Origin of the sequence: Corynebacterium sp. ACRPQ (assembly GCF_022347225.1) — a bacterium.
Lineage (GTDB): Bacteria > Actinomycetota > Actinomycetes > Mycobacteriales > Mycobacteriaceae > Corynebacterium > Corynebacterium tuberculostearicum_D.
Genome location: NZ_JAKRNF010000007.1, coordinates 39657 through 61421 on the forward strand (window position 1 = coordinate 39657; position 21765 = coordinate 61421).

Sequence of the window (21765 nt, forward strand, 5' to 3'; positions counted from 1 at the left end):
CATGGCAGACCGCATCGAGCTCACCGGCCTAGAATGCTTTGGCTACCACGGCGTCTTCGAAGAAGAAAAGCGTACGGGCCAGCCTTTCATCGTGGATATCACCTGCTGGTCCGAGTTCGCCGAGGCCGCCGCCACCGATGATCTGACCAAGACCATCAATTACGCCGAGCTTGCCGACGTCGCCGCGAAAATCATCGAAGGCCCCGCCCGCGACCTCATCGAGACCGTCGCCACCGAGGTGGCCGATACCATCATGGACACCTTCGAGGGTCTGCATGCCGTGGAGGTCACCCTGCACAAGCCGCAGGCGCCGATTCCGCGCACTTTTGCCGACGTCGCCGTGGTCGCCCGCCGCTCCCGCAAGCACGCAAGGACTCTCTAATGCGTGCGGTGCTGTCCATCGGATCCAATTTGGATGACCGCGTGGGGCTTCTGCACACGGTATTTGATGAGTTCGCCGGCGAGATCGTCGCCGCCTCGCCCGTCTATGCCACCCCGCCGTGGGGCGTTACGGACCAGGACGAATTCCTCAACGCCGTGCTTATCGTGGACGTCGACGAGTCACCGAAGGAACTCCTACGCCGCGGACAGAAGTTGGAAGAGGCCGCCGATCGGGTGCGCGTGCGCCACTGGGGCCCGCGCACACTGGACGTGGATATCGTCGATATTGAAGGTTATACCTCCGACGACCCAGAGCTTATCGTCCCGCATCCTTATGCCCACGAGCGCGCCTTCGTACTGATTCCGTGGTTGGCGGCCGATGGTGGTGCTAGGTTGAGTGGGGAGGGCGTCGCCAAGCGGGTAGCAGCACTCGACCCGAAAGAGCGCGCCGAGATTCGCCGGCTTGGCATGATGGAGGAGCTATGACACGGACCCCGCTGGGTGCCCTCATCGGCACCGGGGTCTTCTTTGCCGCCGCCGCGGCCATCCTCACCACGCGCTTTTATGGCTCCATGCTGCAAATCCCGGTAACGGTCTCGGCCACGCTGTGGCTCATGGCCGTTATCTGCCTGGTGCTGACCTGGAAGGTGGACCAAGCCACCGAGGACGAGCATGGTATTGGTCTGGATAATTCGCAGCTCAACCCCATGACCATCACGCAGTTCATGTTGGTGGGCAAGGCTTCGGCGTGGACGGGCGCCATCGTGGGCGGCATCTATGCCGGCATTGCCGTCTACGTCATCCCCAATGCCGGCACGCTCGCGGCAGCTTCCGATGACCTCGTAGGGGTCATTGCCTCCGCGCTCGGTGGACTCGCGATGTCTGCTGCTGGCCTGCGTCTGGAGCGACACTGTGAGACCCCGCCCCCACCAGATGGGGTTCAAGCGGTACATTAGTGAGCATGACTGAGCTGCGCTCTTCTTCTAGCAATACTTCCGCCAAGACGACCAAGCCGGACTTGGGCCAGATCGGCCTTATCGTCCTCGTGGTGCTGGCCGTGGTGGCCAGCATCGTCATGCTGATTTCCGGCTCTGCCGCCGCGCTCAAGATCGCCCTCATTGCTGCCCTGTGGGCCGCCGTGCTCGGCTTCTTCTTGGTCATGCGCTATCGCCGCCAGGCCGAGGAGTCCGTAACCAAGCTGGAGCTGCAGGAGCGCGCTCACCGCGCCGAGCTCAAGCAGGCCCGCACAGCCGATGGCCAACCGCTGCCGGATCAGGAACTGCTGGATGAGATCCGCACCGAGCTTGCCTCCATCCGCAAGCAGATTGAAGACCTCTCCGGCCACGACTTCACCTATGAGCCGGCCGCACTGCACGCCGAGGCTCGCCGCATCATGCAGCTAGAGGCCCAGACCGCGGCCGCCGCCCGCCCCGGTGCCGAGGAGGGAAGTGTGGACTTCACCCAGTCCTCTTCCGGCGCCCCGTCCGCCGATGCCATCGCCGGCCGCCTGGGCAATCAGCCATCCGCTGCGCATACCGAGTCAAACCCGCTCAATGACATCATTAGTGAAAAGACACGCGCGCAGCGTACCTCCGGCAAGCCTTCTGGTGCCTCCACCTTTGATACCGGTGGCTTCCAGGCCGTGCGCTGGGATACCGGCGGCGATGATTCCCTGAAGAATACCCGCACGTCCACGGCCAGCGAGCACCATGGCAGCCACCGCAAGCCAGAGGCTGCCACCACGGCCAATGACGAGACCCAGGACATCCCGCAGCAGCCGGCACCACAGCGCGATGAGCGTGCTGAGTACCCGGGCTCCGGCCAGCATGTAGCCCCAGAAAAGTCCGAGCCGGTGCGCCAGAAGGCGGGCCGCGCGCATCACCGCGCGGCCGCCGATGAGCCCGATTCTCGCGGCCGCCGCCGCAGCGACGATAAGCGCGAGGGCGCGGTCTCCGTGGCCGAGCTGCTGGCCCAGGCGAAGAATAAGAAGGATAAATAAATGCGCCCGCCACGCATGCGGGTAGCCCTTTTTGGCCGGAGCCTGGCCGGGTTTACCTTGGCCAATGCCATGGAACGCGCCGGCCATGAGGTGCAGATGCTCTCGGACCCAGCCGAGCTTGCCTCTTTTGAGGCCCTCATCATCGCCGTGGGCGATACCCGTTTAGAAGCTACCGTGGAACTTCTTGAACCCCACGTCCACCGCGGGCTTATCGTGTTCCACACCTGCCTTTCGCGCGGTGTCCAAGTGCTCGATCCGCTAGAAACCCGCGGGTGTGTCGTTGCGGCACTCGCCCCATTTGCACCTATGCGCTGGGCGGTGACCACCCTGGATGAGCTGGGCGAGACTGTGGTGGAACTTAATATCGCCGAGTTTCGCGCAGAAACCGTAGCGCTTTCCGACGCCGAACGTGCCCCCTTCGCTGCCCGCGCCTACTACGCCGAAATGCTGCGGCGCTTGCATATCTCTGCTGCAGTTGATGCTCATTTCCTCTCGCCCTCAGAAGAGCCACCACTGGCGGGTGAGGACATGGACACCGAAGAAATCATCGCCGCCTATCGCGGCGCCACCGACCCCGGCCTGCGCCGCAGCTACGTGGAGGTTGCCCGCCGCCTAGGCGAGGTAGACGGCCGCGAGGAGCTGGAAATGTGGGCCCTACAAGAGGAGAGCCGATGAGCCTAGAGCTGGGAAACGCCACTGTTATCAGCGAGATTGAGCGCATCCGTATGGTCGGCAGCGCCTTTCATAAGACTGGCCGCCCGGTGGCCTTCGTGCCCCTGACTACCGGCGTGCACGCCGGCCATATCGCGTTGGTGCGTGCGGCCAAGCACATTCGCGGCGCGGTTACCGTCGTGGCCCTGCAGTCCCCGCACGAGGAGGACCTTGAACTCCTGCGCGCCGAGGGCGTCGACATCGTGTGGGATTACTCGCCAGAAACCTTGTGGCCGCACGGCCGCCGCATCGCCGTGGCTCCGGCCGACGCCGCAACCGCCCTCGAGCCGGACCTCAGCGAAGATCTCTCGCTCTACCTTGCGCTCATCCTGACGCTTTCGCCTACCGACGTCCTCCTCGGTGAAAAGGACTACGAGCTCCTCCTCGCCATCCACCACGCGGTTCAAGATTTCCACCTGGGTGTCCGCGTGCAGGGCGTGCCCGCCGTACGCATGCCCGATGGCGTGGTGATGAGCTTGCGCAATACCAACGTCCCGGCCGAATCCCGTGACCAAGCCGCGGCCCTATCCGCCGCGCTGACCGCCGGCGCACATGCCGCCGAAGCCGGTGCGGAGAAGGTTCGCGAGGTTGCCGCGGAAGTCCTACGCGCAGCGGGCGTTGAGCCGGACTACCTCGAGGTGCGCGGCCGCGACCTCGGCACCCCTCCCGAGGAAGGTGACGCACGCTTGCTTGTCGCCGCGACCATCGGCGGCGTCCGCCTCATCGATAATGTGGGCCTGCCGCTGGGCATCGGCTTTAATAACATTGAAGAGTACGAAGCTAAGGCCGAGCTCGAGCGCGAGCAACAGCGCGCGCAGGGTACCGCTTCCCAGCAGCCATCGGAGGACTAATGACCGATATCCAGATCCGCGACTTAGACCCGCGCGATGAACCCCAGGCCATTTCCTTTGCCATTGAAGGCATGCATCTGCACTGGTTTGTGAAAAATCCCCGCTTCGAGCGCGCCTATGGCCGCTATTTTTGGGATTTAGAGCGCGCCAAGGCCACCGATATCTTGGCCGCCTACGATGGCGACCGCTTCCTCGGCGTGCTGTTGGCCTCCATGAAGGGCAAGCCCGCGCTGCCATATCCGTGGTGGCGCAAGGCGTTTGTTCATGCGGTGGAAATCTTTAATAACCTGCGCCCGGGCGGGCACCGCGATGATTACGATGCCGCCAATCAGGACATGCTGCTCAAGTACTTGGGTAAGCACCCCATTGATGGCGAAATCGGCTTCCTCGTCGCGGATCCCAATTCCGGCGTGAGCGGCGTGGGCACGGCGCTGCTCGAGGCCTTCGAAGCCCGTCACGAGGGAAAGAATGTCTACTTGTTTACCGATGACGGCTGCACTTATCAGTTCTATGACAGCCGCGGTTTCACTCAGGTGGGCGAGCGCACCATCGCGGTCAACGAGGACCGCGACTTGGAGTGCATGCTCTATGTGCGCCGCCTTGGCACGCCGCAGTCATAGCGTGCCGCAGGCTTAGCGCGCCAACGCGCCCATCGGATCCCAGGCCGGCAGTGTGGTGACGGACTCGGACTGCAGCGCCGCCTGGTATTGCTCCGGCAGGCGGGAGGGGTGCACGGCGATTTCGAAGACGAACTCGTCGAACCAGTCATCGCCCATGGTCCAAAAGCCCTTATCGGCCTTCTTCGGGCCCCAGGAATTCTCCACGCGCCAGCGATTGACGGTGCCATCGTCTGCGATATCGGCGCCGGTAAAGACCATCGCGTGGGTCATGAGGGACTCGTGCAGGCGCAAACGCTGCGCCTTGTCCAGATCCATCTCCACTCCGTAAAAGGCCTCATAATCGTGCAGGTGCTTGGCCCACACGCCGTGCTCATCATCGGATTGCTGGTCGGTATCGCAGCCGAACCAGACGGGCTGGCCGTCTTCGATGGAGGCACGCGCGGCATCGCGCAGCACCTCCACAGGCGCGTTCAAGTAGGTCACGCGCTTTCCCGCCACGTTGCCCAGGTACTCCACGGTGTAGAGCTCGCCATAGGCATTGCGCGGGTCGTTGACCACGCACACGTACTCGCCTAGGTCCGCCGGCAGGTATTCCCGGGCAAACTCCTGCGGGGTATAGGTGCCGGCGCGGTGGAATTCATCGTCCTTATCGCGGTACTGCCACACAAAGTCCTCGGGTGGCAGGCCAAGGTTGGCGGTGAGGATACGGTAGACGTCGGCAAGCGCCTGCTCATGCGCGCCCTCTTCGCCGCTGCGGATGCGGTGGGCGGCGCGGCACAGCACGGTCTGCAGGTTGCGGTTAAGCGTCGCCGTGGCCTCGGAAGACGCGGTCTCCGGCATGGCGTATTGCGGCACCACACCGTACTTTTCCACCAGGGCGACGAACATGGACCACTGGCCGCCGTCATCGATGGGATCATCCATGAGCTTGGTCACGGTGCGGTCCGTAATCTCGCGGTCTTTGAGCTCAGCCATGGCGGTGAGGAACCAATTGGCCTTTTCCAGCTTGTCAAAGAAGTAAATATAGGTCTGGGAAAGCTCAAAGTCCTTGAGCTTGGCCTTGTCCATGAGCCCGCCGCGCAGGGAATTGAGGCCGGCAAAAATCCAGCAGCGGCCCGATGCCTTCTGGTCGGCCACGCCCCAGGAATCTAGCTTATGGCTGGTTACTGGGGTAAGGCTGCGCAGTTGCTCACGGTCGAGGCTGAGCTTGTCGACGCCCTCCTGGGCCACCCCATTGCGTACCAGGCGCAGCGTGGCATCGCTGGTGAGCTCGGCATTATCGGCATGAACCTCGTTCGGGTTAATCTCTGTCATTTCTCGATTCTCCTTAGTTCATCCGGTCCCAGAGGGGAAGCTCAATTGGTTCGGTGGCAAGGGCCTGGGCAAGCTCGTCGCTCAGGTGCTCCTTGCGCACGGCGATGTGGAAGACGTTCTGGTCAAACCAGGCATCGGCCATCGTGGCAAAGCCCTTGCCGGGCACATCCTCGCCATCGTCCTTGCGCGGCGGCTTAGAGCCCCAGGAGTTCTCCACGCGCCAGGCGCGGTCGCCATCGACGCCGGTGAGCACCATCGCGTGGGTGGGTGCGGTCTCGCCGGAGGTAAAACGCTCCTCCTTGCTCATGGAGGAATCGATGCCGTAGAGGCCATCGGTATCTACCAATCCCTCGTCCCATACGCCGTTGAGGAAGGAGAACTGGCGATTGACATCACAGCTAAACCACACCGGCTCGCCGGCCGCCAGGCTGCGCTTGGCAGTTTCCTTCAGCTCGGCCGCGCTGACGTTGAGGTATTCCTGCGGTGCGCCGCCCAGCACATTGGTCTCCTCGGCGCTGCTGAACACGCGATGCTTGGGGTTGGTGGAGCGGGGGTCGTCGGCCAGCACCACGTACTCGTCCAGATTCGGCAGGTACTTATCCGCAAACTCGCGCGGGGTGGAGTGCAGCCGCACGAATTGCTCGTCCTTGGTGCGATACGCCCAGGTAAATTCCTCCGGCGGGGTGCCCAGGTGGATGGCCAGGATGCGGTGGATATCCTTGCGCGCTTGGGCGAGGATGTCTTCGCGCGGGCCGTCCTGGGCGGCGGCGCGGCGCACCACCGTGGCGAGGTCGCGGTTCATCTCCGCGGTATTGCCAGACGAGCGCACCTCCGGCATGACCTCGGCAGGGACGGCGCCGTACTTGGCTACGAGGTTGCTAAAGAAGCACCACCAGCCGCCATCGGCCCCCGCGTGGTCCAGTACTGCGGCCACGGTGCGCTCATCCCAGCCAGCGCCCTTTTTATCCAGCAGCTGGTTGAGCACCAGGTTGGCTCGCTCTAGCTTGTCAAAATACTGCAGGTAGGTAAAGGAAAACTCAAAGCTATCTACATTGAGTTCCTTGGCCGCGCGGTGGCGGAAGACGTTCAACGCCGCGAACATCCAGCAGCGGCCCGAGCGCTTTTGGTCCGATACGCCCAAGCTATCCAGCTTGACCTCGGTGGTGGGGTAGAGGGACGTAATGCGGTCGCGGTCTAGGGCCGCCTTGGCCGCCCCGACGTTGGTAATGGCGTTGCGCGCGATGCGCAGCCGGGAATCGGCCGCGGCCTCCTCGCGCAAGTGGGATAGGTATTCGTTGGTGAGCAAAGTCATAGTTTCGGTTTTAGCAGACCCGGGCCCACAGCGGCGCGGGCGGGTGGAGCTAGAGGTAGGCCGCCAGCTTGCCGACGGCCCCCGGAGTCCCCACTTCCTCCGGCAACCACGGAACCTCGCGCACTGGGGTATCAGGCAGCTGGGTGCGCAGGAGAGCGAGCGCCTCATCCTCGGCGGCGCGCCGGGCGGCCAAGAACTCGCCTTGGCCGGCCGGGGTGCGCCGGTTAACCAGCATGGATCCCACCCGCACACCGTTGCTCCTAAGATCCGCATGGAACTCGGCAGATTCCAGCACGGGCAGGCGCTCGGCGGTGAGCACGATGTGGAATACGGTGCGTGGGGAGGTAAGAGCGGTGCGCAGCTGGGCAAAGCGCTCGCGGCGCTGGAAAAGCGTGGCGCGAATTTCCTGATTGCGCCGGTCCACCGGGTCATTATCTGCGCCGCTGCCGCTAGACATCCCGCGCACCAGCGAGCCGAATTTATCGGATTTCTCGCGCCGGGAGAGCAGCCCATCGGTATAGGCAGCCATGATCTCCGGCAGGGCCATCAGCCGCGAAGTGTGCCCAGAGGGAGCGGTATCGAAGACGAGGTAATCAAAGTCGGATTCCTCCACTACGAGCGCCGCTATGCGCTCCAATAGCGCCGCCTCCTGCGTGCCGGGAGATTGCCGGGCTAGGTCGAGGTGCTTTTTCACCTCACCGTGCAGGTGTTCGGGCATAAAGCGGCGCATCGAGTTCCCTACCTGCGCTAGGTGCTGGTCGGTTGCGCGCGCAGGGTTGATCTCGATGGCGGACAGGGCAGGGGTGAGGCTGACGGGGGCGTCGCCAAGCGAGGCACCAAAAATATGCCCCAGGTTATGTGCCGGGTCCGTGGAGACCAGGCAGACGCGGTGATTGCGGGACAGGCGCAGCGCGGTAGCGGTGGCCAGGGTGGTTTTGCCCACCCCGCCCTTGCCGCCAAAGAACATGATGGGTGCGGTCTCTAACAACATTGAATATTCTCCAGCGGGGATTTATCCATTCCCATGCGGGTATGCCAGGCGTGGAAATCCTCATAGACCAACGGCAAAAGTTCCAGGGTGTAGTAGCTGGCGGGGTTGGGGATGCCGAGCGCCTCCGAGGCAACCAGCATCAAGAAGAGATCGTCTTCCTGCTGCTGGGCCTTGGCAAAGCTGGCGCGGTATGGGGCCTGGTAGTACTCATTGAGCCCGGCCGCAAGTGCCTTAAGCTTGTCGAGCATGCTCGGGCAGTGGGGCGTCAAGGTCATCATCGGTCCACTCCAGTGGGGTCTCCTTGCAGGCGCGGGAGATGGCGCCGACGGCTTCCACAATGACCCAGATGGCGGCGACCACGATGATGACGTCCATGCAGAACAGAAGCCAATTCTGGCTGATAAATAGGGACTTCAGCTGGAGCAGTGCGGCCCACAGTGACATGGCGGTAACGAAGATGAGCGGGATGACCACCGGCCACGTTGGGCGGCGCAGGTGGGTGAGGATGACCACCACGATGGCCAAGGAAAGGCCCGCCATGAGCTGGTTGGTGGTGCCGAATAGTGGCCAGATGGTCATGCCGCCGGAGCCATCCGCGCCGGCGGAGAAGATCAGGCCGAAGGCCAGGCCCACCGCGATGACGGTGGCGGCCAAGGCCTTGATGCGCACACCCATGATCTCGCCAATTTCTTGCACCACTAGGCGCTGCAGGCGCACGCCCGAGTCCATGGTGGTGGCGGCGAAGAGGACGGCCATGGTGGCCAAGATGGTGCCTGAGAGGGAGGTGGGAATGCCCATGCCCTCGTTTATGAGCGCGCCGCCGCCCTGCACAAAGGCATCCACGCCGCCGGCATTCCATTCGGAGTAGATTTCTTCCCACTGCTGCAGGGACTTAAAGCCTGCGGTGGTGGCGATGATGGTGCCCAGTGCGAGTAAGCCCTCGCCCACGGCGCCGAAATAGCCCACAAAGCGCACATCGGTTTCCTTATCCACCTGCTTGGAGGAGGTGCCGGAGGCCACTACGCCGTGGAAGCCGGAGATAGCGCCGCAGGCGATGGTGACAAAGAGCAGCGGGAAGATGCCCGGGGTGCCTTCTGGTACGTTGTCGCGCAGCGCCGGTGCGGCAAGCGTAGGGCGGGTAATGAGGAAGGATCCGTACAAGATGGCCAGGCCCACAAAGAGCTGGAGGCCGTTGATGTAGTCGCGCGGCTGCAGCAACACCCACACCGGCAGCAGCGAAGCGATGAAGGCGTAGATGAATAACAAGATGATCCACACGCCGTTGGCGGGGATGCCCAGGACAGTATCTGGTAGGACTACAGGCACGCGGTCACCGATGATCATCAACGCGTAGAGCGCGACAACGCCCACGATCGAGACCAGCGGCAGGTTCCAATTCAGGCGGTAGATGGCCTGGCCGATAAGCAGTGCGACGACGATGGCGCCCCACGTGGGGATTACGGCCGTAGGAGTGGAGACCAGCAGGTTCGAAATGACTACGGCGAAGGCCGCATTCACCATCAATAGCAGTAGGAAGATGACGATGAGGAAGAGGTTGCGGCCGCGCTTGCCAATGTAGCGCCCAGACAAAGTGCCGATGGACTGGCCCTTGTGGCGCTGCGATGCCCACAGTGCACCCAAATCGTGCATGCCGGCGAAGAAGACGGTGCCGAGGGTGACCCAGAGAAACGCCGGAACCCAGCCCCAGATGACGGCTACGGCCGGACCAATGATGGGGGCGGCGCCCGCCACAGAGGTGAAATGGTGACCCCACAGGACGTATTTATTGGTAGGTACAAAGTCCACGCCGTCTTCCATGGTGTGGGCCGGGGTGGAGTAGTTCGGGGATAGCCGGAAAATGCCCTTTCCTAGGAGCTTGGAGTAGAGCAGATAGCCGGCGCCCATCATCGCAATGCCGATGATGGCGAGGACTAGAGAGTTCATGGTGTGTGTCTCCTCATATGCGGGCGGGTGGCGTGTCTCACACGTGCGGACAGTATGCCATAACTCACATATACATTTGACTGTGGGGGAGACCGGCGGGTGGATTTATATTTGGAAGGCGCAGGCGGCGCAGTACCTCATGCTGCCGGCAGGGAAAACAACAGCGCGGCCCCAGTTCCAGTGGAGGAACGAGGGCCGCGCGGTGGGTGTTTAAACCAGGTGGTGCTTACTTCTTATCGACGCCGATGTTGCCATCCTTCTTCCACACCACAACCACTGCTGGGCGAGGGGTGGACTTGCCACCCTCTGGCCAGTGGGAGGTCTGCTTTTCAAAGGTGGCGTCATCGGTCTCGCCTGGGTGCTGAACGTTAACCATCACGCGCTCATCGGTGACGATGGGGCCGCAGGTCTCGGCGCCTGCCGGGACCGTCAGGAAGCACTTGAGCTCACCGCGGGTATCGCCCTCAGTGGTCACGGCGTAGAGGCCATCGTTGGACTCCAGCGCGTTGCCGTCGGTGGAGATCCATAGGTTGCCGTGGCTATCGAAGGCCAGGTTATCCGGGCAGGAAATCGGGGATACCTTCTCCTTATCAAAGCCGCCGAAGTAGGTATTGGCCTCCTTCGGATCACCGCAGACCAGGAAGAGGTTCCAGGTGAACTTCTCGCCAGCGTGGTCATCTTCAATCTCCATGACCAAGCCGTTCTTGTTCTCCTTGATAGGAGCCCACTCCATCGGCTCTTCCTTGTTCTTCTTGGCATTCTCGCCGGTAGCGCCGCGGTATTTATTGTTGGTCAGGGCGACGTAGACCTTCTCGGAGTCTGGGTGAACCTGCATATCCTCAGGGCGGTCCATCTTGGTAGCGCCCACCTTATCGGCGGCCTCACGGGTGTAGACGGCAACCTCTTCGGCAGACATGCCATCAACGTGGGACTCGAACTTGTTGTTCTCCGTATCGGAGGTCAGCAGCTTGATCCATTCGCCCTTGCCGTCAAAGGCGCCATCCTCTGGCAGCACGCCGGAGCCGTCAATCTCGTCCTCTGGGGAGTTGCCCTCCATCTTGGCCACGTACAGGGTGCCGTGGTCCAGGATGGTGAGGTTGTGCTCGATATCGCCCTCTTTGTACTTCTTGGTGGAGATGAACTTGTAGATGTACTCGAAGCGGGAGTCATCGCCGGAGTAGCACACCACGGTGCCGTCGGAGGCGATGTGGATGTTGCCGGCCTCGTGCTTGAAGCGACCCAGCGCGGTGTGCTTGACCGGGGTGGACTTCGGGTCCAGCGGGTTGATTTCTACGATCCAGCCAAAGCGGTTCGGCTCGTTCGGCTCCTTGGAGACGTCGAAGCGCTTATCAAAGCGTTCCCACTTGCGCTGGGACTCGCCGTCTTCCATGCCGAAGCGCTCCAGGGACTCCTGCGCCTTCTTGTCATCCAGCTTGGCGTGGGCGAAGTACTGGTCAAAGTTCTCTTCGCCAGAGAGCATGGTATTCCACGGAGTGATGCCGCCGGAGCAGTTATTCAGGGTGCCCTTGACCTTCTTGCCGGTCTTATCGGCGGAGGTCTTGACGTAATCGGAGCCGGCAGCTGGGCCCACCAGAGTGAATTCGGTGGTGGCGGTGATGCGGCGGTTGAGAGGGCCGAACTCGCGCTTGAGCTCGCCGGTCTTGCCAACCTTAGATACCTCCACGATGGAGTGGCCGTGGCCAGCCCAGCCGATCTTGGCCTGCTCCTCGGTCGGGTTATCCGCATCGTAGTTGGGGAACATCTGCGGCTCGGTGGTGTACTCGTGGGAGCAGACGTAGATAAGGCGGTTGTCATCGTCCGGGTGCTCGATAAGGCCCGCAAAGTCATTGTTGAAGCCGAACTGCTTCTCAGCTGCCTCGGCGGTCTGGTTCTTGTCATCGAATTCCGGCGCGTCCTCAAACAGCGGGTCGCCCCAGGCAATGAGGACGGACTGCTCGTAGCCATCCGGGATGACCACTTCGTCCTTCTCGTTTGGCTGTACTGGATCGAACTTCATGCCCTCTGCGGAGGTGAGCTCAATGTTCGCCTCAGAGGTTTTGCCGCCCTTGCCCTCGGAGGAAGAAGCCTCATTAGACGCATCATCCGGGTTGGAGCAGGCCGCCAAAGCAGCGCCGCCACCAACGGTTACGACGGACAGGCTGCCCGCACGCAGCGCGGTACGGCGGGAGAACTGGTCAGCAAAGTACGGGTTATTGGACTTGTTCTCGCACTCGCCAAAGCAAGCATTACCGCACTTGTAGGTGCAGGTCAGGCTGGAACGAGAGGAGGCAAAGAGACTAGAGAGAAGGTTGCGGCCTTTAAGCGCCATTATTACTGCTCCAAATGGGTTGAAAATATTGTTTAGACACGGGGACAGCCATATATATAAGGGGATCTCAGTAACTGTGCGTTGGCGCGGAGGTGACGGTGAAGTGAATTATGCGTAAATCTTTTCCGGGGTGAGGGTGGCGTGGGCTAAATCGCGTGCTGCGGTGGGGATCGACTACCCTAGGCTAACGTGAGCGAGCAGAAGAATAATGAAGTAAACGATGTCCCTGAGCAGCTGCGCATCCGCCGCGAGAAGCGCGATCGCCTGCTGGAATCCGGCGTAGAGGCCTACCCGGTCACCGTTGAGCGCACCATCTCTTTGAAGGATCTGCGCCACGATTTCCGCGTAGTGGCCGAGGGTGAAGAGCCGGGCACGGAAGAAGGCGTGACCTACCTGGCCCCAGGCGAGGAAACCGAGGTAACCCACGCCATTGCCGGCCGCCTTATCTTTATGCGCAATACCGGCAAGCTGTGCTTTGCCACCCTGCAAGATGGCGACGGCACCCAGGTGCAGGCCATGCTTTCTTTGGCCGAGGTAGGCAAGGAGCGCCTTGACGCCTGGAAGTCCGATGTTGACTTGGGCGATTTCATCTCCGTGCGCGGCCGCGTAATTTCCTCCCGCCGCGGCGAGCTGTCCATCATGGTCTCCGAGTGGACCATGGCCGCTAAGTCCCTGCGCCCGCTGCCGGTGTCCTTTGCCGATATGGCAGAAGATACCCGTGTGCGCCAGCGCTATAACGACCTCATTATCCGCGAAGAGGCCCGCAAGAACGCCATGATCCGCGTGAAGGTCATGCGCGCGCTGCGTAACTACCTGGAAAGCCAGGATTTCGTTGAAATCGAGACCCCGATGCTGCAGACCCTGCACGGTGGCGCGGCCGCTCGCCCGTTTATCACCCACTCCAATGCGTTGGATATTGACCTCTACCTGCGCATTGCGCCGGAGCTGTACTTGAAGCGTGCCGTCGTCGGCGGCATTGACCGCGTCTTCGAAATCAACCGTAACTTCCGCAACGAGGGCGTGGACCGCTCCCACTCGCCGGAGTTCGCCATGCTCGAGACCTACGCTGCATGGGGCGACTATGACGATTGTGCCCGCATGACGCGCGAGTCCATCCAGGCCGTAGCGCGCGACGTCTTTGGCTCGACCACCGTCACCCTGGCGGATGGCACCGAGTTCGATTTCGGCGGCGAAGAGTGGCCCGAAATCGAGATGTACCCCTCCCTGAATGAGGCCCTACAGCGCAAGTTCCCGGGCCAGCCGGAGGTCACCATCGATACCGACGTTGAAACGCTCAAGGGCATTGCCGACGTCATCGGCCTTGACGTCCCCAAGGACGGCGGCTGGGGCCACGGCAAGCTGGTGGAGGAAATCTGGGAGGTCCTGTGCGAGGACCAGCTGGAAGGCCCCATCTTTGTCAAGAACTTCCCGGTCGAGACCTCCCCGCTGACCCGTCAGCACCGTTCCAAGCCGGGCGTGACCGAGAAGTGGGATCTCTACGTCCGCGGCTTCGAGCTGGCAACCGGCTACTCCGAGCTGGTGGACCCGGTTATTCAGCGCGAGCGCTTTGAGGATCAGGCCCGCCTGGCCGCCGGTGGCGATGACGAGGCCATGGTGCTGGATGAGGACTTCCTTGCCGCTATGGAGCAGGGCATGCCACCTACGGCCGGCACTGGCATGGGCATGGACCGCCTGCTGATGGCCCTGACCGGCCTGGGCATCCGCGAAACCGTGCTCTTCCCTCTGGTTAAGCCAGAGCAGAAGTAGCCGCCCAGCGGCCAATCGCTAGCCGTCAGCCCACGTGGCTGGCGGCTTTTGCCGTGCCTGGGCTAGTGCGAAAGCGGCCCGGCGGAGGTATCGCCACGTAGGCGCTTAATAATGTTCTCGGCCGAAATCAGACACATCGGCACGCCCACGCCCGGCACGGTGGTCGCACCGGCGTAGAAGAGTCCATCGACCTTGCGCGAGGCATTACGCCCGCGCAAAAACGCCGATTGCCGCAGCGTGTGCGCGGGCCCAATAGAACCGGCCGACCAAGCATGGTAGCGCTCGGCAAAATCGGCAGGGCCGAGCGTGCGCTTGACGACGACCCTGTCTACCAAATCCGGCACCCCAGCCGTGGCTGCGATGTGGTTAAGGGCGGCGTCGGCAATCGCGGCAACGCGCTCGGATTCCTCTGCGTGGTAGGCATTGCCGAACCCGGGCGCCTCCGCGGCCGGCACCGGCACCAGAATGAAGAGGTTTTCGTGGCCCGCGGGCGCTACGTTCGGGTCGGTGGCTGAGGTCTTGGACACGTAGATGGACTCCGAGGCCCCCAACGGCCGGGTGGGCTCCGGTCCGGAATAGACGGCACGGAAATCTGGATCCCAATCCTTACTAAAAAGCAGCGTATGGTGCGCTAGTTCTGGCAGCTCGCCCTTCACCCCGGCCAAAACCAGCACGGTGCCCAGACCTGGATTGCGCCGGCCCCAGTAGCGCTCCGGGTACGTGCGCAGTTGCGGCGGCAAAAGCTGGGTCTCGGTGTGGTGCAAGTCTGCCGCCGAGACCACGATATCGGCGTGGATGGCGCCCTTATTCGTGCGCACGCCGGTGACCTTACGGTTGGCGACCTTGATGGAGGTTACCTCCTCGCCCAAGCGGAAGGTGGCGCCAAACTTCCGTGCCTGCCGGTAGATGGCCTGGATCACGGCCGCGAAGCCACCCTGTGGGTAGCGCACGCCCTCCACCAGGTCGGTGTGGCTCATCAAGGAATACAGTGCCGGGGCGGCCGCCGGCTCGGAGGACAAAAAGACCGCCGGGTAGCTCAAGATTTGGCGCAGGCGAGCATCAGAAAACGTTCGGCCCACGTACTGCTTTAGGTTCACCGAAAGCAGAGCCACCAGGCGGGACAACCGGGTGCGGATATCGCGGTGCACCAGGTTCAGCGGCGCGGAGAAGGTGGTGTAAAGGAAGTGCTTGAGCGCCATCTCATAGGTATCGCTGGCCTGCGCTAAGTATTCCCGGACTTTCTCGCCCGCGCCGGGCTCCAGCGACTCGAAGAGTGCGGCGACTTCCTCGGGGCCGGAGTGCACATCCACCGGCGCATCGCCATGAAAGACGCGGTAGGCGGGGGAGAGGTCCACCAAGTCCAGCTCCGCCTCGGTAGAGGTGCCACACAGCGCAAAGAAGTGATCGAAAGCCTCGGGCATGAGGTACCAGGACGGTCCGGTATCCCAGCGGAAGCCGGCCTCCGCAAAGCTGCCGGCGCGCCCGCCTACCTCATCCAGCGAGTCCACGACGGTGACCTCGTAGCCCTCGCGGCCGAGCAAAGCGGCGGTGGCGAGGCCGGCGATGCCGGCTCCAATGACGACGGCGTGCATGACGTTCTCCTTAGTTTTCGGCCGTGGCTGAGGTCTGGCTGCTGTGGCCGCGACGGCGCACCGCGCGGGCCGCGAGCCAAGCCTTGGTGTGGTTCGGCACGGATACCCGCGTGGTGGCAAGCGCCGTAGCCGGGGTGGCGGCGAGGCGATTGGTGAGCTCGGCAAAGATATCCGCCGCCGCGCTCACACCGACCCGCGCGGAAGCCGGAAGCAAGTCGATGGTGAGCGCGGCGGTGGCCAGCTCCCGGCGGATCTCTGCGATGAGCGCGGACTTGGTGGCCTCATCAATCCGTCCAGATTGGACCTGCTGAAAATAGGTGCGGCCCAAAGTGGAGCTATCCTCGCTCAGGTCACGCAGGAAATTAATCTTCTGAAAGGCAGACCCTAGCGCGCGGGCGCCGCGCTCCATGGCGGCGCGGTCGGCAGGGGAGACGTCCTCCTCGGCCAAGAAAATTTGCAGGCACAATAGCCCGATGGCTTCCGCTGAGCCGTAGATATAGGCCTGCAGCTCCGATGGCGAGTACTCGCGCTGGGTGAGATCCGCGCGCATGGAGCTAAAGAAGGCAACAAGGTGCTCGCGGTGGAAGCCGCAGCGGCGAGCCGTGATGGCATAAGCGTGCACAACCGGATCGGTGTGCAGTCGCTGCTGCGGCGCGGCCAGGATGGTCTGCTCGTAGGCATCCAGTGCGGCGGCGGGGTCGGTGTGGGCTTGGGCTGCGGCGCCGTCGACAAGCTCGTCTGCAATGCGCACCACCGCGTACAGGTGGCGGATATCGGCGCGCACCCGCCCGCGCAAAAGCCGCGTGGCCAGAGAGAAACTGGTGGAGTACTGCCCCATAACCTGCGCGGCCGCGCGGGAGGCCGCTTGGTCATAGCGAGTCAACATATCTGTCAACGTAGCACGTGCTGAGCGGAGGGCTTCTAGGGACGCTGGTTTCTTAGCACTCGAACTCTTGACTGGTCGAGTATCCAGGAGGCCGCTTCCGGGGAGATCCAGGAACAAACTTTGTGAATTGCTGTTGATATGTTGTCCAATTGCTTCTCTTCCATGCCGCGGCAGTCCCTAATGATGGGTTCATGGTGGGCTGCCCTGTTTCGAAAGGTGTAAATGGTTTGTACCTGAGCCTCGAAATCCTTTCGGGAAACCCGTGAGGAAAAGGTGGAGTGAAGGCATGGCCAGATCGTCGTCTGATAAGTCGTGGTCAACAGGTATCGCCAGAAATCAAAATTCAATTCTGCGATTACCTTTCCTGTGTTCCGATTCTTATTGAAATTGGTGCGTCTCTGGGCTTTTGTTATTGCTTTCTTGGATTGGGAAGTGAAAGGAATTTTTGGGGAGTCAAACCACTCTGGGCCGTACTTGGCCGAGAGTGCTGTGTCTATGTGGTTCCTCAGGAGTACCTCAGCGTGCTGAATATCTTCTAGGAATGCCTTCGATATGCGGGTGTTCCATAGATAAAGAGCCGCCGGGTCAGGATGATCGAGAAACCTTTTCATTCTGGGAGCTGAAAACCATTCAATTAGCTGGCGTTGGGTAGCTGATTGTGGCGTCATGGCTCCCATGGTAGTGTCGCATTGAAAGCCCCAGAGCGATCCCTGCAGGTCATCTGCACATCACTGGGGTTATTGTTTTAGCGGTTTGTGGCGCGTGGCTGCCCCTCGGCAAAGCCGGCCGCGGATTGCACGCCCACGGTCGCGCGTTCGTGGAAGGCGGCCAGGGAATCGGCGCCGGCGTAGGTGCACGAGGAACGCACGCCAGAGACAATCCGGTCCACCAGGTGCTCTACGCCGCCGTGCTCGGGGTCGAGGTAGATGCGAGAAGTAGAAATCCCCTCTTCGAACATCTCGCGGCGGGCGCGCTCAAAGGCCTCGGTATCGGAATTGCGGCCGCGCACCGCCCGGCGCGAGGCCATGCCGAAGGACTCCTTATAGAAGGCACCGTCGGCATCCTTGTGCAGGTCACCTGGGGACTCGAAGGTGCCGGCGAACCAAGAGCCAATCATGACATTGGAAGCTCCCGCGGCCAGTGCGAGGGCGACATCGCGCGGGTCGCGCACGCCGCCGTCGGCCCAAACATGGGCGCCAACCTCGCGGGCGGCCGCAGCGCACTCCAGGACGGCCGAGAACTGCGGGCGGCCCACGCCAGTCTGCATGCGGGTGGTGCACATCGCGCCCGGGCCCACACCGACCTTGATAATGTCCGCGCCGGCCGCGGCCAGCTCGCGCACGCCTTCGGCCGTCACGATATTGCCTGCGGTAATGGGAAGCCCCAGGTTCAGAGCCTTGACTTTGCGCAGTGCCCTGAGCATGCTGTCTTGGTGCCCGTGCGCGGTATCGATGACCAGCACATCAGCACCGGCCTCCGCCAAGGCGCGGGCGCGGCCTTCCACATCGCCGTTAATACCCACCGCAGCACCAATGTGCAGGCGGCCCTGCTTGTCGACGCCCGGCCTATACATCTTCGCCCGCACCGCACCCTTCCGCGTGAGGATGCCGGCCAGGGTGCCGTCTGGATTCACCACCGGCGCCAGCTTGCGGGAGGTCTTGCGCAGTTTGGTAAAGGCCTCCTGCGGGTCTATGCCCACCGGCAGCGTGACCAAGTCGGTGGTCATCAATTGGCCGACGGCGGTGAAGTTATCCTGTCCGCGCAGGTCCTTCGGCGTGATGATGCCGATCGGCATGTCTCCCTCGACCACGATGGCGGCACCATGGGCGCGCTTGTGCAAAAGGTTGCTGGTATAGCCCACGGTGTGGTGCGGCTTAACGGTAATTGGGGTGTCATAGACCAAATCCGCCGCCTTCACAGAGGCGATGGTTTCTGCGGCTGCTTCTAAGGAGAGGTCCTGTGGCAGGATGGTCAGCCCGCCGCGCCGGGCAATAGTCTCGGCCATGCGGCGCCCGGCCACGGCAGTCATATTGGCCACGATGAGCGGGATGGTATTTCCGGTGCCGTCCTCAGTGGTGAGGTCTACCGATTGGCGCGAGCCCACCTCGGAGTGGCTCGGCACCATGAAAACGTCGGAGTAGGTCAATTCGTATGGCGGGTGGGAATCGTTGAGAAATCGCACTGGAGTGTACCTCGCTTTAGGCTCGGGTGGCGCGGTCTCACCGCGCGGATGAAGACACTAAAACTATACTCCTCGACTTTCCCCGCACCCGCGGCCTCAGTATCCTGTCTGGGTGTCTCAGAAACCAGATCCCCACATTTCCGCAGAGGTAAAAATCAACCTCACCATCCTCGTCCTCGGCGCGATGGTGATGATCCTGAACGAGACCGCCCTGTCGGTGGCGCTGCCCACCATCATGGCGGACTTCGGTATCCCCGCGACCTCTGCCCAGTGGCTGCTTACCGGTTTCCTCCTCACCATGGGCGTGGTCATCCCGACCACCGGCTTTCTCATGGATAAGTTCACCACCCGGCAGATCTTCTTGGCATCGTCGGGCGTATTTCTTGCCGGTACGGTGCTGGCGGCGCTCGCCCCGGCCTTCGGCGTGCTGCTGGTGGGGCGCGTATTCCAGGCGGCCGGCACCGCCTTGATGATCCCTACACTGATGACGGTGGCGATGACCCTCGTCCCGCCGCAGCGCCGCGGCAGCGTGATGGGCATTATCTCCGTGGTCATTTCCGTGGCCCCAGCACTCGGACCCACGGTGGGCGGCTTCGTGTTGGGCATGTCTAGCTGGCACGTCATCTTCTGGACCATGGTGCCGCTGCTTGGCCTCATCTGCGCCGCCGGCTATTTCCGCCTGGTCAACGTGGGAGATAAGCGCGATACCCCGCTGGATTTCCCGTCCGTCGTCCTGTCCGTCTTCGCCTTCGGCGGATTGGTCTACGCCGTATCGTCCCTGGAAAACATGCTGGAGGGAGATGGCCTCGTAGACATCATCGTCCTCATCGTTGGCCTCGTGGCCTTGGCGCTTTTCACCCGCCGCCAGCTGCGCCTGGCCAAGGACAATCGCGCCCTTTTGGACATGCGCCCGTTTACGGTTCCCAACTTCACCGTGGCGGTACTGGGCATGCTGCTCATGTTTGGGCTATTACTCGGCGTGGTCAATATCCTGCCCATCTACCTGCAGACCTCCCTGGCGGTAAGTTCGCTGGTTACCGGGCTCGTCGTCATGCCCGGCGGCTTGCTCCAAGGCGGCATCTCGCCGATGGTCGGCCGCCTTTATGACGTCCACGGGCCCCGCCCGCTCATGATCCCCGGCGCCCTGCTTCTAGCCGCGGGCACGTGGCTGATGACCCTGCTCAATGAGGACAGTGCGGTATGGATGGTCATTGGCATGCACATCCTTTTTGCCCTGGGCATTGCGCTTATGATGACGCCGCTGATGACGACGTCCCTGGCCTCCCTGCCAGACGAGCTCTACTCGCACGGCTCCGCCATCCTCAATACCCTGCAGCAGCTGGCGGGCGCGGCCGGCACTGCCTTCCTGATGACCTTCCTGACCCGTGGCACCAAGTCCGGCGCGGCCCAAGGCATGAACGAGGCCGCCGCGACGGCTCATGGCGCGCACTGGGCCTTCCTTTTTGCCGGCGCGCTTTCGCTGGTGGTCGTCGTGCTGGCTCCGTTCCTCAAGCGCGTACCCTCCGCGGAATAGGCACGAGGACAAATTAAGAGGCGCACAGCGGCAGGTTCAGCCGCTCCTCTTCAGCTTTATCGCCCCAGACCAGGAATGCGGACTGGGTGCCTTCCACGGCCATCACGTAGGTAGGAACATCCGCGGTGGTCTCAAAGCTTTGGATGGTGCACTGGTCATTGGAAAGCTCGACCGGTTCGGCGTCGGGAAGCATGGCATCGCGCTCCTCCACGCTGGGGTAGTAGGTCACGATGTAGTTGAACCCATCGCCCACGCAGGAAATCTTGGCCTCCTGGCCAGGCTCCGGCTCGCGCGAGGAGCACTTAGCCCCATCGAAGCCATCCTGGCCGCTGCGGGAGCCCACCAAGTCCGGGTACGCATCCGCGAGGTTTTGCTCCTTATCATTCCAGCTGGGGTAGGACAGGAAGAACCACAGCGCGGCCGCAGCAGCAATCGCGGCCACCGCCAGCACCGTGATGAGCGCAATGAGCCCGCCCTTGCCCTTCTTCTTCGGCGCGGGTGCCATCGGTTGCTGCGGCTGCGCCATGGGCTGGGCCACCGGTTGCGGCTGTTGCGGCGGGGCGAACTGCTGCTGAGGGCGCGGTTCTGGCTCCTGCACGCGGGGAATCTGCGCGGTATCGAAATCGCGCTGCGGGCGCAGGTGAGACACCACATCCTTGGCGCTCTCGGCCGTGCCAGTGGGCTTATACTCCGGGCATTTGCGGGCAACGAGCTCCTCAAACGCCGCCACCGCATCGCCGTGCTCTTCGCCGGCCGGGCCGGCCGCAGCCAGCACCGAAACCTGGCGTTGCTTATCGACGCCCACTCGGGCCTCCCTTAGCCCATGCACCGCAAAGTCTGCCCGCCCGCGGGAAATTAGGAAGTCCACCGCACCCGCCAACGGGCCGAAGACGTCGGCGGCCTCCTCGCGGCTGAGATTATTAGGAAGCTCAGAAAGTTGGGTTCCGGAAACCCCTTCGCGCACGATGAATTCCTGCCCGTCCGCGGTAGTGCCCGTGCCCACCAGCGGCGCGATGGCTGGATGGTGCAACCCATGCAGTGCCGTGGACTTGTCCACCACGCCGGTAATTTCCGGCGCGAAGATTTCCACGCTCAGCTGCTGGTGCGTGTTTCCATCTTCGACCGCAAAGAGGGTAGACGATGGCGCCTCATCCAACACGGCCAATTCGTGCAGGTTGTGTTGGGTGGCAAAGAACTCAGGAAGCTGGGGCACGGTCGCGATGTCCTTAAAAAGTGGGGAGGGGCAGGGAATAAAACGATTCTAGATTACATGCCCATGCCTCTGTTCGCTACCGGCGTACACCCGTGTGAGCTGCGAATATGGTGGATTCTGGCGGTATTGCGGGCATCTG

At 62.5% G+C, this 21765-nt stretch carries 20 protein-coding genes; 9 read left to right on the plus strand and 11 right to left on the minus strand.

The window, feature by feature from the left end:
- Position 1 precedes the first annotated feature (1 nt).
- From folB to MHY24_RS05755, 7 genes are read left to right on the plus strand one after another with little or no spacing between them, the layout of a single operon-like run.
- Positions 2-382: a dihydroneopterin aldolase gene (gene folB, locus MHY24_RS05725; protein WP_239228659.1), complete on the plus strand. Its 381-nt coding sequence runs from the start codon at positions 2-4 to the stop codon at positions 380-382.
- On the plus strand, positions 382-867 hold the full coding sequence (gene folK / locus MHY24_RS05730; RefSeq protein ID WP_239228660.1) for a 2-amino-4-hydroxy-6-hydroxymethyldihydropteridine diphosphokinase: 486 nt from the start codon (positions 382-384) through the stop codon (positions 865-867). Before folB ends, folK begins: the two co-directional genes overlap by 1 nt.
- Positions 864-1337, plus strand: coding sequence for a DUF3180 domain-containing protein (locus MHY24_RS05735; protein ID WP_239228661.1), 474 nt, complete (start codon positions 864-866; stop codon positions 1335-1337). The genes folK and MHY24_RS05735 overlap by 4 nt, the downstream gene beginning before the upstream one ends.
- 5 nt (positions 1338-1342) lie before the next feature.
- Positions 1343-2380, plus strand: coding sequence for a cytochrome P450 (locus MHY24_RS05740; protein ID WP_239228662.1), 1038 nt, complete (start codon positions 1343-1345; stop codon positions 2378-2380).
- Complete coding sequence (locus tag MHY24_RS05745) at positions 2381-3055, plus strand: hypothetical protein (protein ID WP_239228663.1); 675 nt, start codon at positions 2381-2383, stop codon at positions 3053-3055.
- Positions 3052-3942 carry a pantoate--beta-alanine ligase gene (locus tag MHY24_RS05750; protein WP_239228664.1) on the plus strand — a complete coding sequence of 297 codons (891 nt, stop codon included), beginning with the start codon at positions 3052-3054 and terminating at the stop codon, positions 3940-3942. Before MHY24_RS05745 ends, MHY24_RS05750 begins: the two co-directional genes overlap by 4 nt.
- A complete protein-coding gene (locus MHY24_RS05755) occupies positions 3942-4562 on the plus strand; it encodes a GNAT family N-acetyltransferase (RefSeq protein ID WP_239228665.1) in 621 nt (206 codons plus the stop codon). Before MHY24_RS05750 ends, MHY24_RS05755 begins: the two co-directional genes overlap by 1 nt.
- A 12-nt stretch (positions 4563-4574) precedes the next feature.
- Here MHY24_RS05755 and MHY24_RS05760 read toward each other — a convergent pair whose 3' ends face one another.
- The 6 genes from MHY24_RS05760 to MHY24_RS05785 form a co-directional block, all read right to left on the minus strand.
- A complete protein-coding gene (locus MHY24_RS05760; RefSeq protein ID WP_239228666.1) occupies positions 4575-5876 on the minus strand; it encodes an aminopeptidase C in 1302 nt (433 codons plus the stop codon).
- 13 nt (positions 5877-5889) lie between these two features.
- Positions 5890-7188 carry an aminopeptidase C gene (locus MHY24_RS05765; protein WP_239228667.1) on the minus strand — a complete coding sequence of 433 codons (1299 nt, stop codon included), beginning with the start codon at positions 7186-7188 and terminating at the stop codon, positions 5890-5892.
- Positions 7189-7237: 49 nt separating this feature from the next.
- The gene (locus tag MHY24_RS05770) at positions 7238-8179 is read right to left on the minus strand and encodes an ArsA family ATPase (RefSeq protein WP_239228668.1); all 942 of its coding nucleotides are present in this window, start codon (positions 8177-8179) and stop codon (positions 7238-7240) included.
- On the minus strand, positions 8170-8427 hold the full coding sequence (locus MHY24_RS05775) for a cory-CC-star protein (RefSeq protein WP_198492073.1): 258 nt from the start codon (positions 8425-8427) through the stop codon (positions 8170-8172). Before MHY24_RS05775 ends, MHY24_RS05770 begins: the two co-directional genes overlap by 10 nt.
- A complete protein-coding gene (locus MHY24_RS05780; protein WP_239228669.1) occupies positions 8411-10123 on the minus strand; it encodes a carbon starvation protein A in 1713 nt (570 codons plus the stop codon). Before MHY24_RS05780 ends, MHY24_RS05775 begins: the two co-directional genes overlap by 17 nt.
- Before the next feature lie 226 nt (positions 10124-10349).
- Positions 10350-12452 carry a PhoX family phosphatase gene (locus MHY24_RS05785; RefSeq protein ID WP_239228670.1) on the minus strand — a complete coding sequence of 701 codons (2103 nt, stop codon included), beginning with the start codon at positions 12450-12452 and terminating at the stop codon, positions 10350-10352.
- Between the two features lie 189 nt (positions 12453-12641).
- Here MHY24_RS05785 and lysS point away from each other — a divergent pair, with 189 nt between their 5' ends.
- Positions 12642-14219: a lysine--tRNA ligase gene (gene lysS, locus MHY24_RS05790; protein ID WP_005325682.1), complete on the plus strand. Its 1578-nt coding sequence runs from the start codon at positions 12642-12644 to the stop codon at positions 14217-14219.
- Positions 14220-14281: 62 nt separating this feature from the next.
- Here the strand turns inward: lysS and crtI are convergent, their stop codons facing one another.
- From crtI to MHY24_RS05810, 4 genes are all read right to left on the minus strand, one after another.
- Positions 14282-15811, minus strand: coding sequence for a phytoene desaturase family protein (gene crtI / locus MHY24_RS05795; RefSeq protein WP_239228671.1), 1530 nt, complete (start codon positions 15809-15811; stop codon positions 14282-14284).
- A 10-nt stretch (positions 15812-15821) separates the two neighbouring features.
- Positions 15822-16697 carry a squalene/phytoene synthase family protein gene (locus MHY24_RS05800; RefSeq protein ID WP_239228672.1) on the minus strand — a complete coding sequence of 292 codons (876 nt, stop codon included), beginning with the start codon at positions 16695-16697 and terminating at the stop codon, positions 15822-15824.
- A 35-nt stretch (positions 16698-16732) separates the two neighbouring features.
- Entirely contained in the window at positions 16733-17365 is a 633-nt protein-coding gene (locus MHY24_RS05805; protein ID WP_239228673.1) for an Abi family protein, read from the minus strand.
- A 77-nt stretch (positions 17366-17442) separates the two neighbouring features.
- Positions 17443-18879 carry a GuaB1 family IMP dehydrogenase-related protein gene (locus tag MHY24_RS05810; RefSeq protein WP_239228674.1) on the minus strand — a complete coding sequence of 479 codons (1437 nt, stop codon included), beginning with the start codon at positions 18877-18879 and terminating at the stop codon, positions 17443-17445.
- A gap of 112 nt (positions 18880-18991) precedes the next feature.
- Between MHY24_RS05810 and MHY24_RS05815 the strand changes: the two genes are divergently transcribed.
- Positions 18992-20413, plus strand: coding sequence for an MDR family MFS transporter (locus tag MHY24_RS05815; protein WP_239228675.1), 1422 nt, complete (start codon positions 18992-18994; stop codon positions 20411-20413).
- Between the two features lie 13 nt (positions 20414-20426).
- Here the strand turns inward: MHY24_RS05815 and MHY24_RS05820 are convergent, their stop codons facing one another.
- Entirely contained in the window at positions 20427-21626 is a 1200-nt protein-coding gene (locus tag MHY24_RS05820) for a serine/threonine protein kinase (RefSeq protein ID WP_239228676.1), read from the minus strand.
- Positions 21627-21765: the final 139 nt, after the last annotated feature.

Excerpts from the sequence above, each read along its gene's own strand:
- folB (WP_239228659.1), top strand. The coding sequence starts at position 2 with ATGGCAGACCGCATCGAGCTCACCGGCCTAGAATGCTTTGGCTACCAC.
- folK (WP_239228660.1), top strand. The coding sequence starts at position 382 with ATGCGTGCGGTGCTGTCCATCGGATCCAATTTGGATGACCGCGTGGGG.
- MHY24_RS05735 (WP_239228661.1), top strand. The coding sequence starts at position 864 with ATGACACGGACCCCGCTGGGTGCCCTCATCGGCACCGGGGTCTTCTTT.
- MHY24_RS05740 (WP_239228662.1), top strand. The coding sequence starts at position 1,343 with ATGACTGAGCTGCGCTCTTCTTCTAGCAATACTTCCGCCAAGACGACC.
- MHY24_RS05745 (WP_239228663.1), top strand. The coding sequence starts at position 2,381 with ATGCGCCCGCCACGCATGCGGGTAGCCCTTTTTGGCCGGAGCCTGGCC.
- MHY24_RS05750 (WP_239228664.1), top strand. The coding sequence starts at position 3,052 with ATGAGCCTAGAGCTGGGAAACGCCACTGTTATCAGCGAGATTGAGCGC.
- MHY24_RS05755 (WP_239228665.1), top strand. The coding sequence starts at position 3,942 with ATGACCGATATCCAGATCCGCGACTTAGACCCGCGCGATGAACCCCAG.
- MHY24_RS05760 (WP_239228666.1), bottom strand. The coding sequence starts at position 5,876 with ATGACAGAGATTAACCCGAACGAGGTTCATGCCGATAATGCCGAGCTC.
- MHY24_RS05765 (WP_239228667.1), bottom strand. The coding sequence starts at position 7,188 with ATGACTTTGCTCACCAACGAATACCTATCCCACTTGCGCGAGGAGGCC.
- MHY24_RS05770 (WP_239228668.1), bottom strand. The coding sequence starts at position 8,179 with ATGTTGTTAGAGACCGCACCCATCATGTTCTTTGGCGGCAAGGGCGGG.
- MHY24_RS05775 (WP_198492073.1), bottom strand. The coding sequence starts at position 8,427 with ATGCTCGACAAGCTTAAGGCACTTGCGGCCGGGCTCAATGAGTACTAC.
- MHY24_RS05780 (WP_239228669.1), bottom strand. The coding sequence starts at position 10,123 with ATGAACTCTCTAGTCCTCGCCATCATCGGCATTGCGATGATGGGCGCC.
- MHY24_RS05785 (WP_239228670.1), bottom strand. The coding sequence starts at position 12,452 with ATGGCGCTTAAAGGCCGCAACCTTCTCTCTAGTCTCTTTGCCTCCTCT.
- crtI (WP_239228671.1), bottom strand. The coding sequence starts at position 15,811 with ATGCACGCCGTCGTCATTGGAGCCGGCATCGCCGGCCTCGCCACCGCC.
- MHY24_RS05800 (WP_239228672.1), bottom strand. The coding sequence starts at position 16,697 with ATGTTGACTCGCTATGACCAAGCGGCCTCCCGCGCGGCCGCGCAGGTT.
- MHY24_RS05805 (WP_239228673.1), bottom strand. The coding sequence starts at position 17,365 with ATGACGCCACAATCAGCTACCCAACGCCAGCTAATTGAATGGTTTTCA.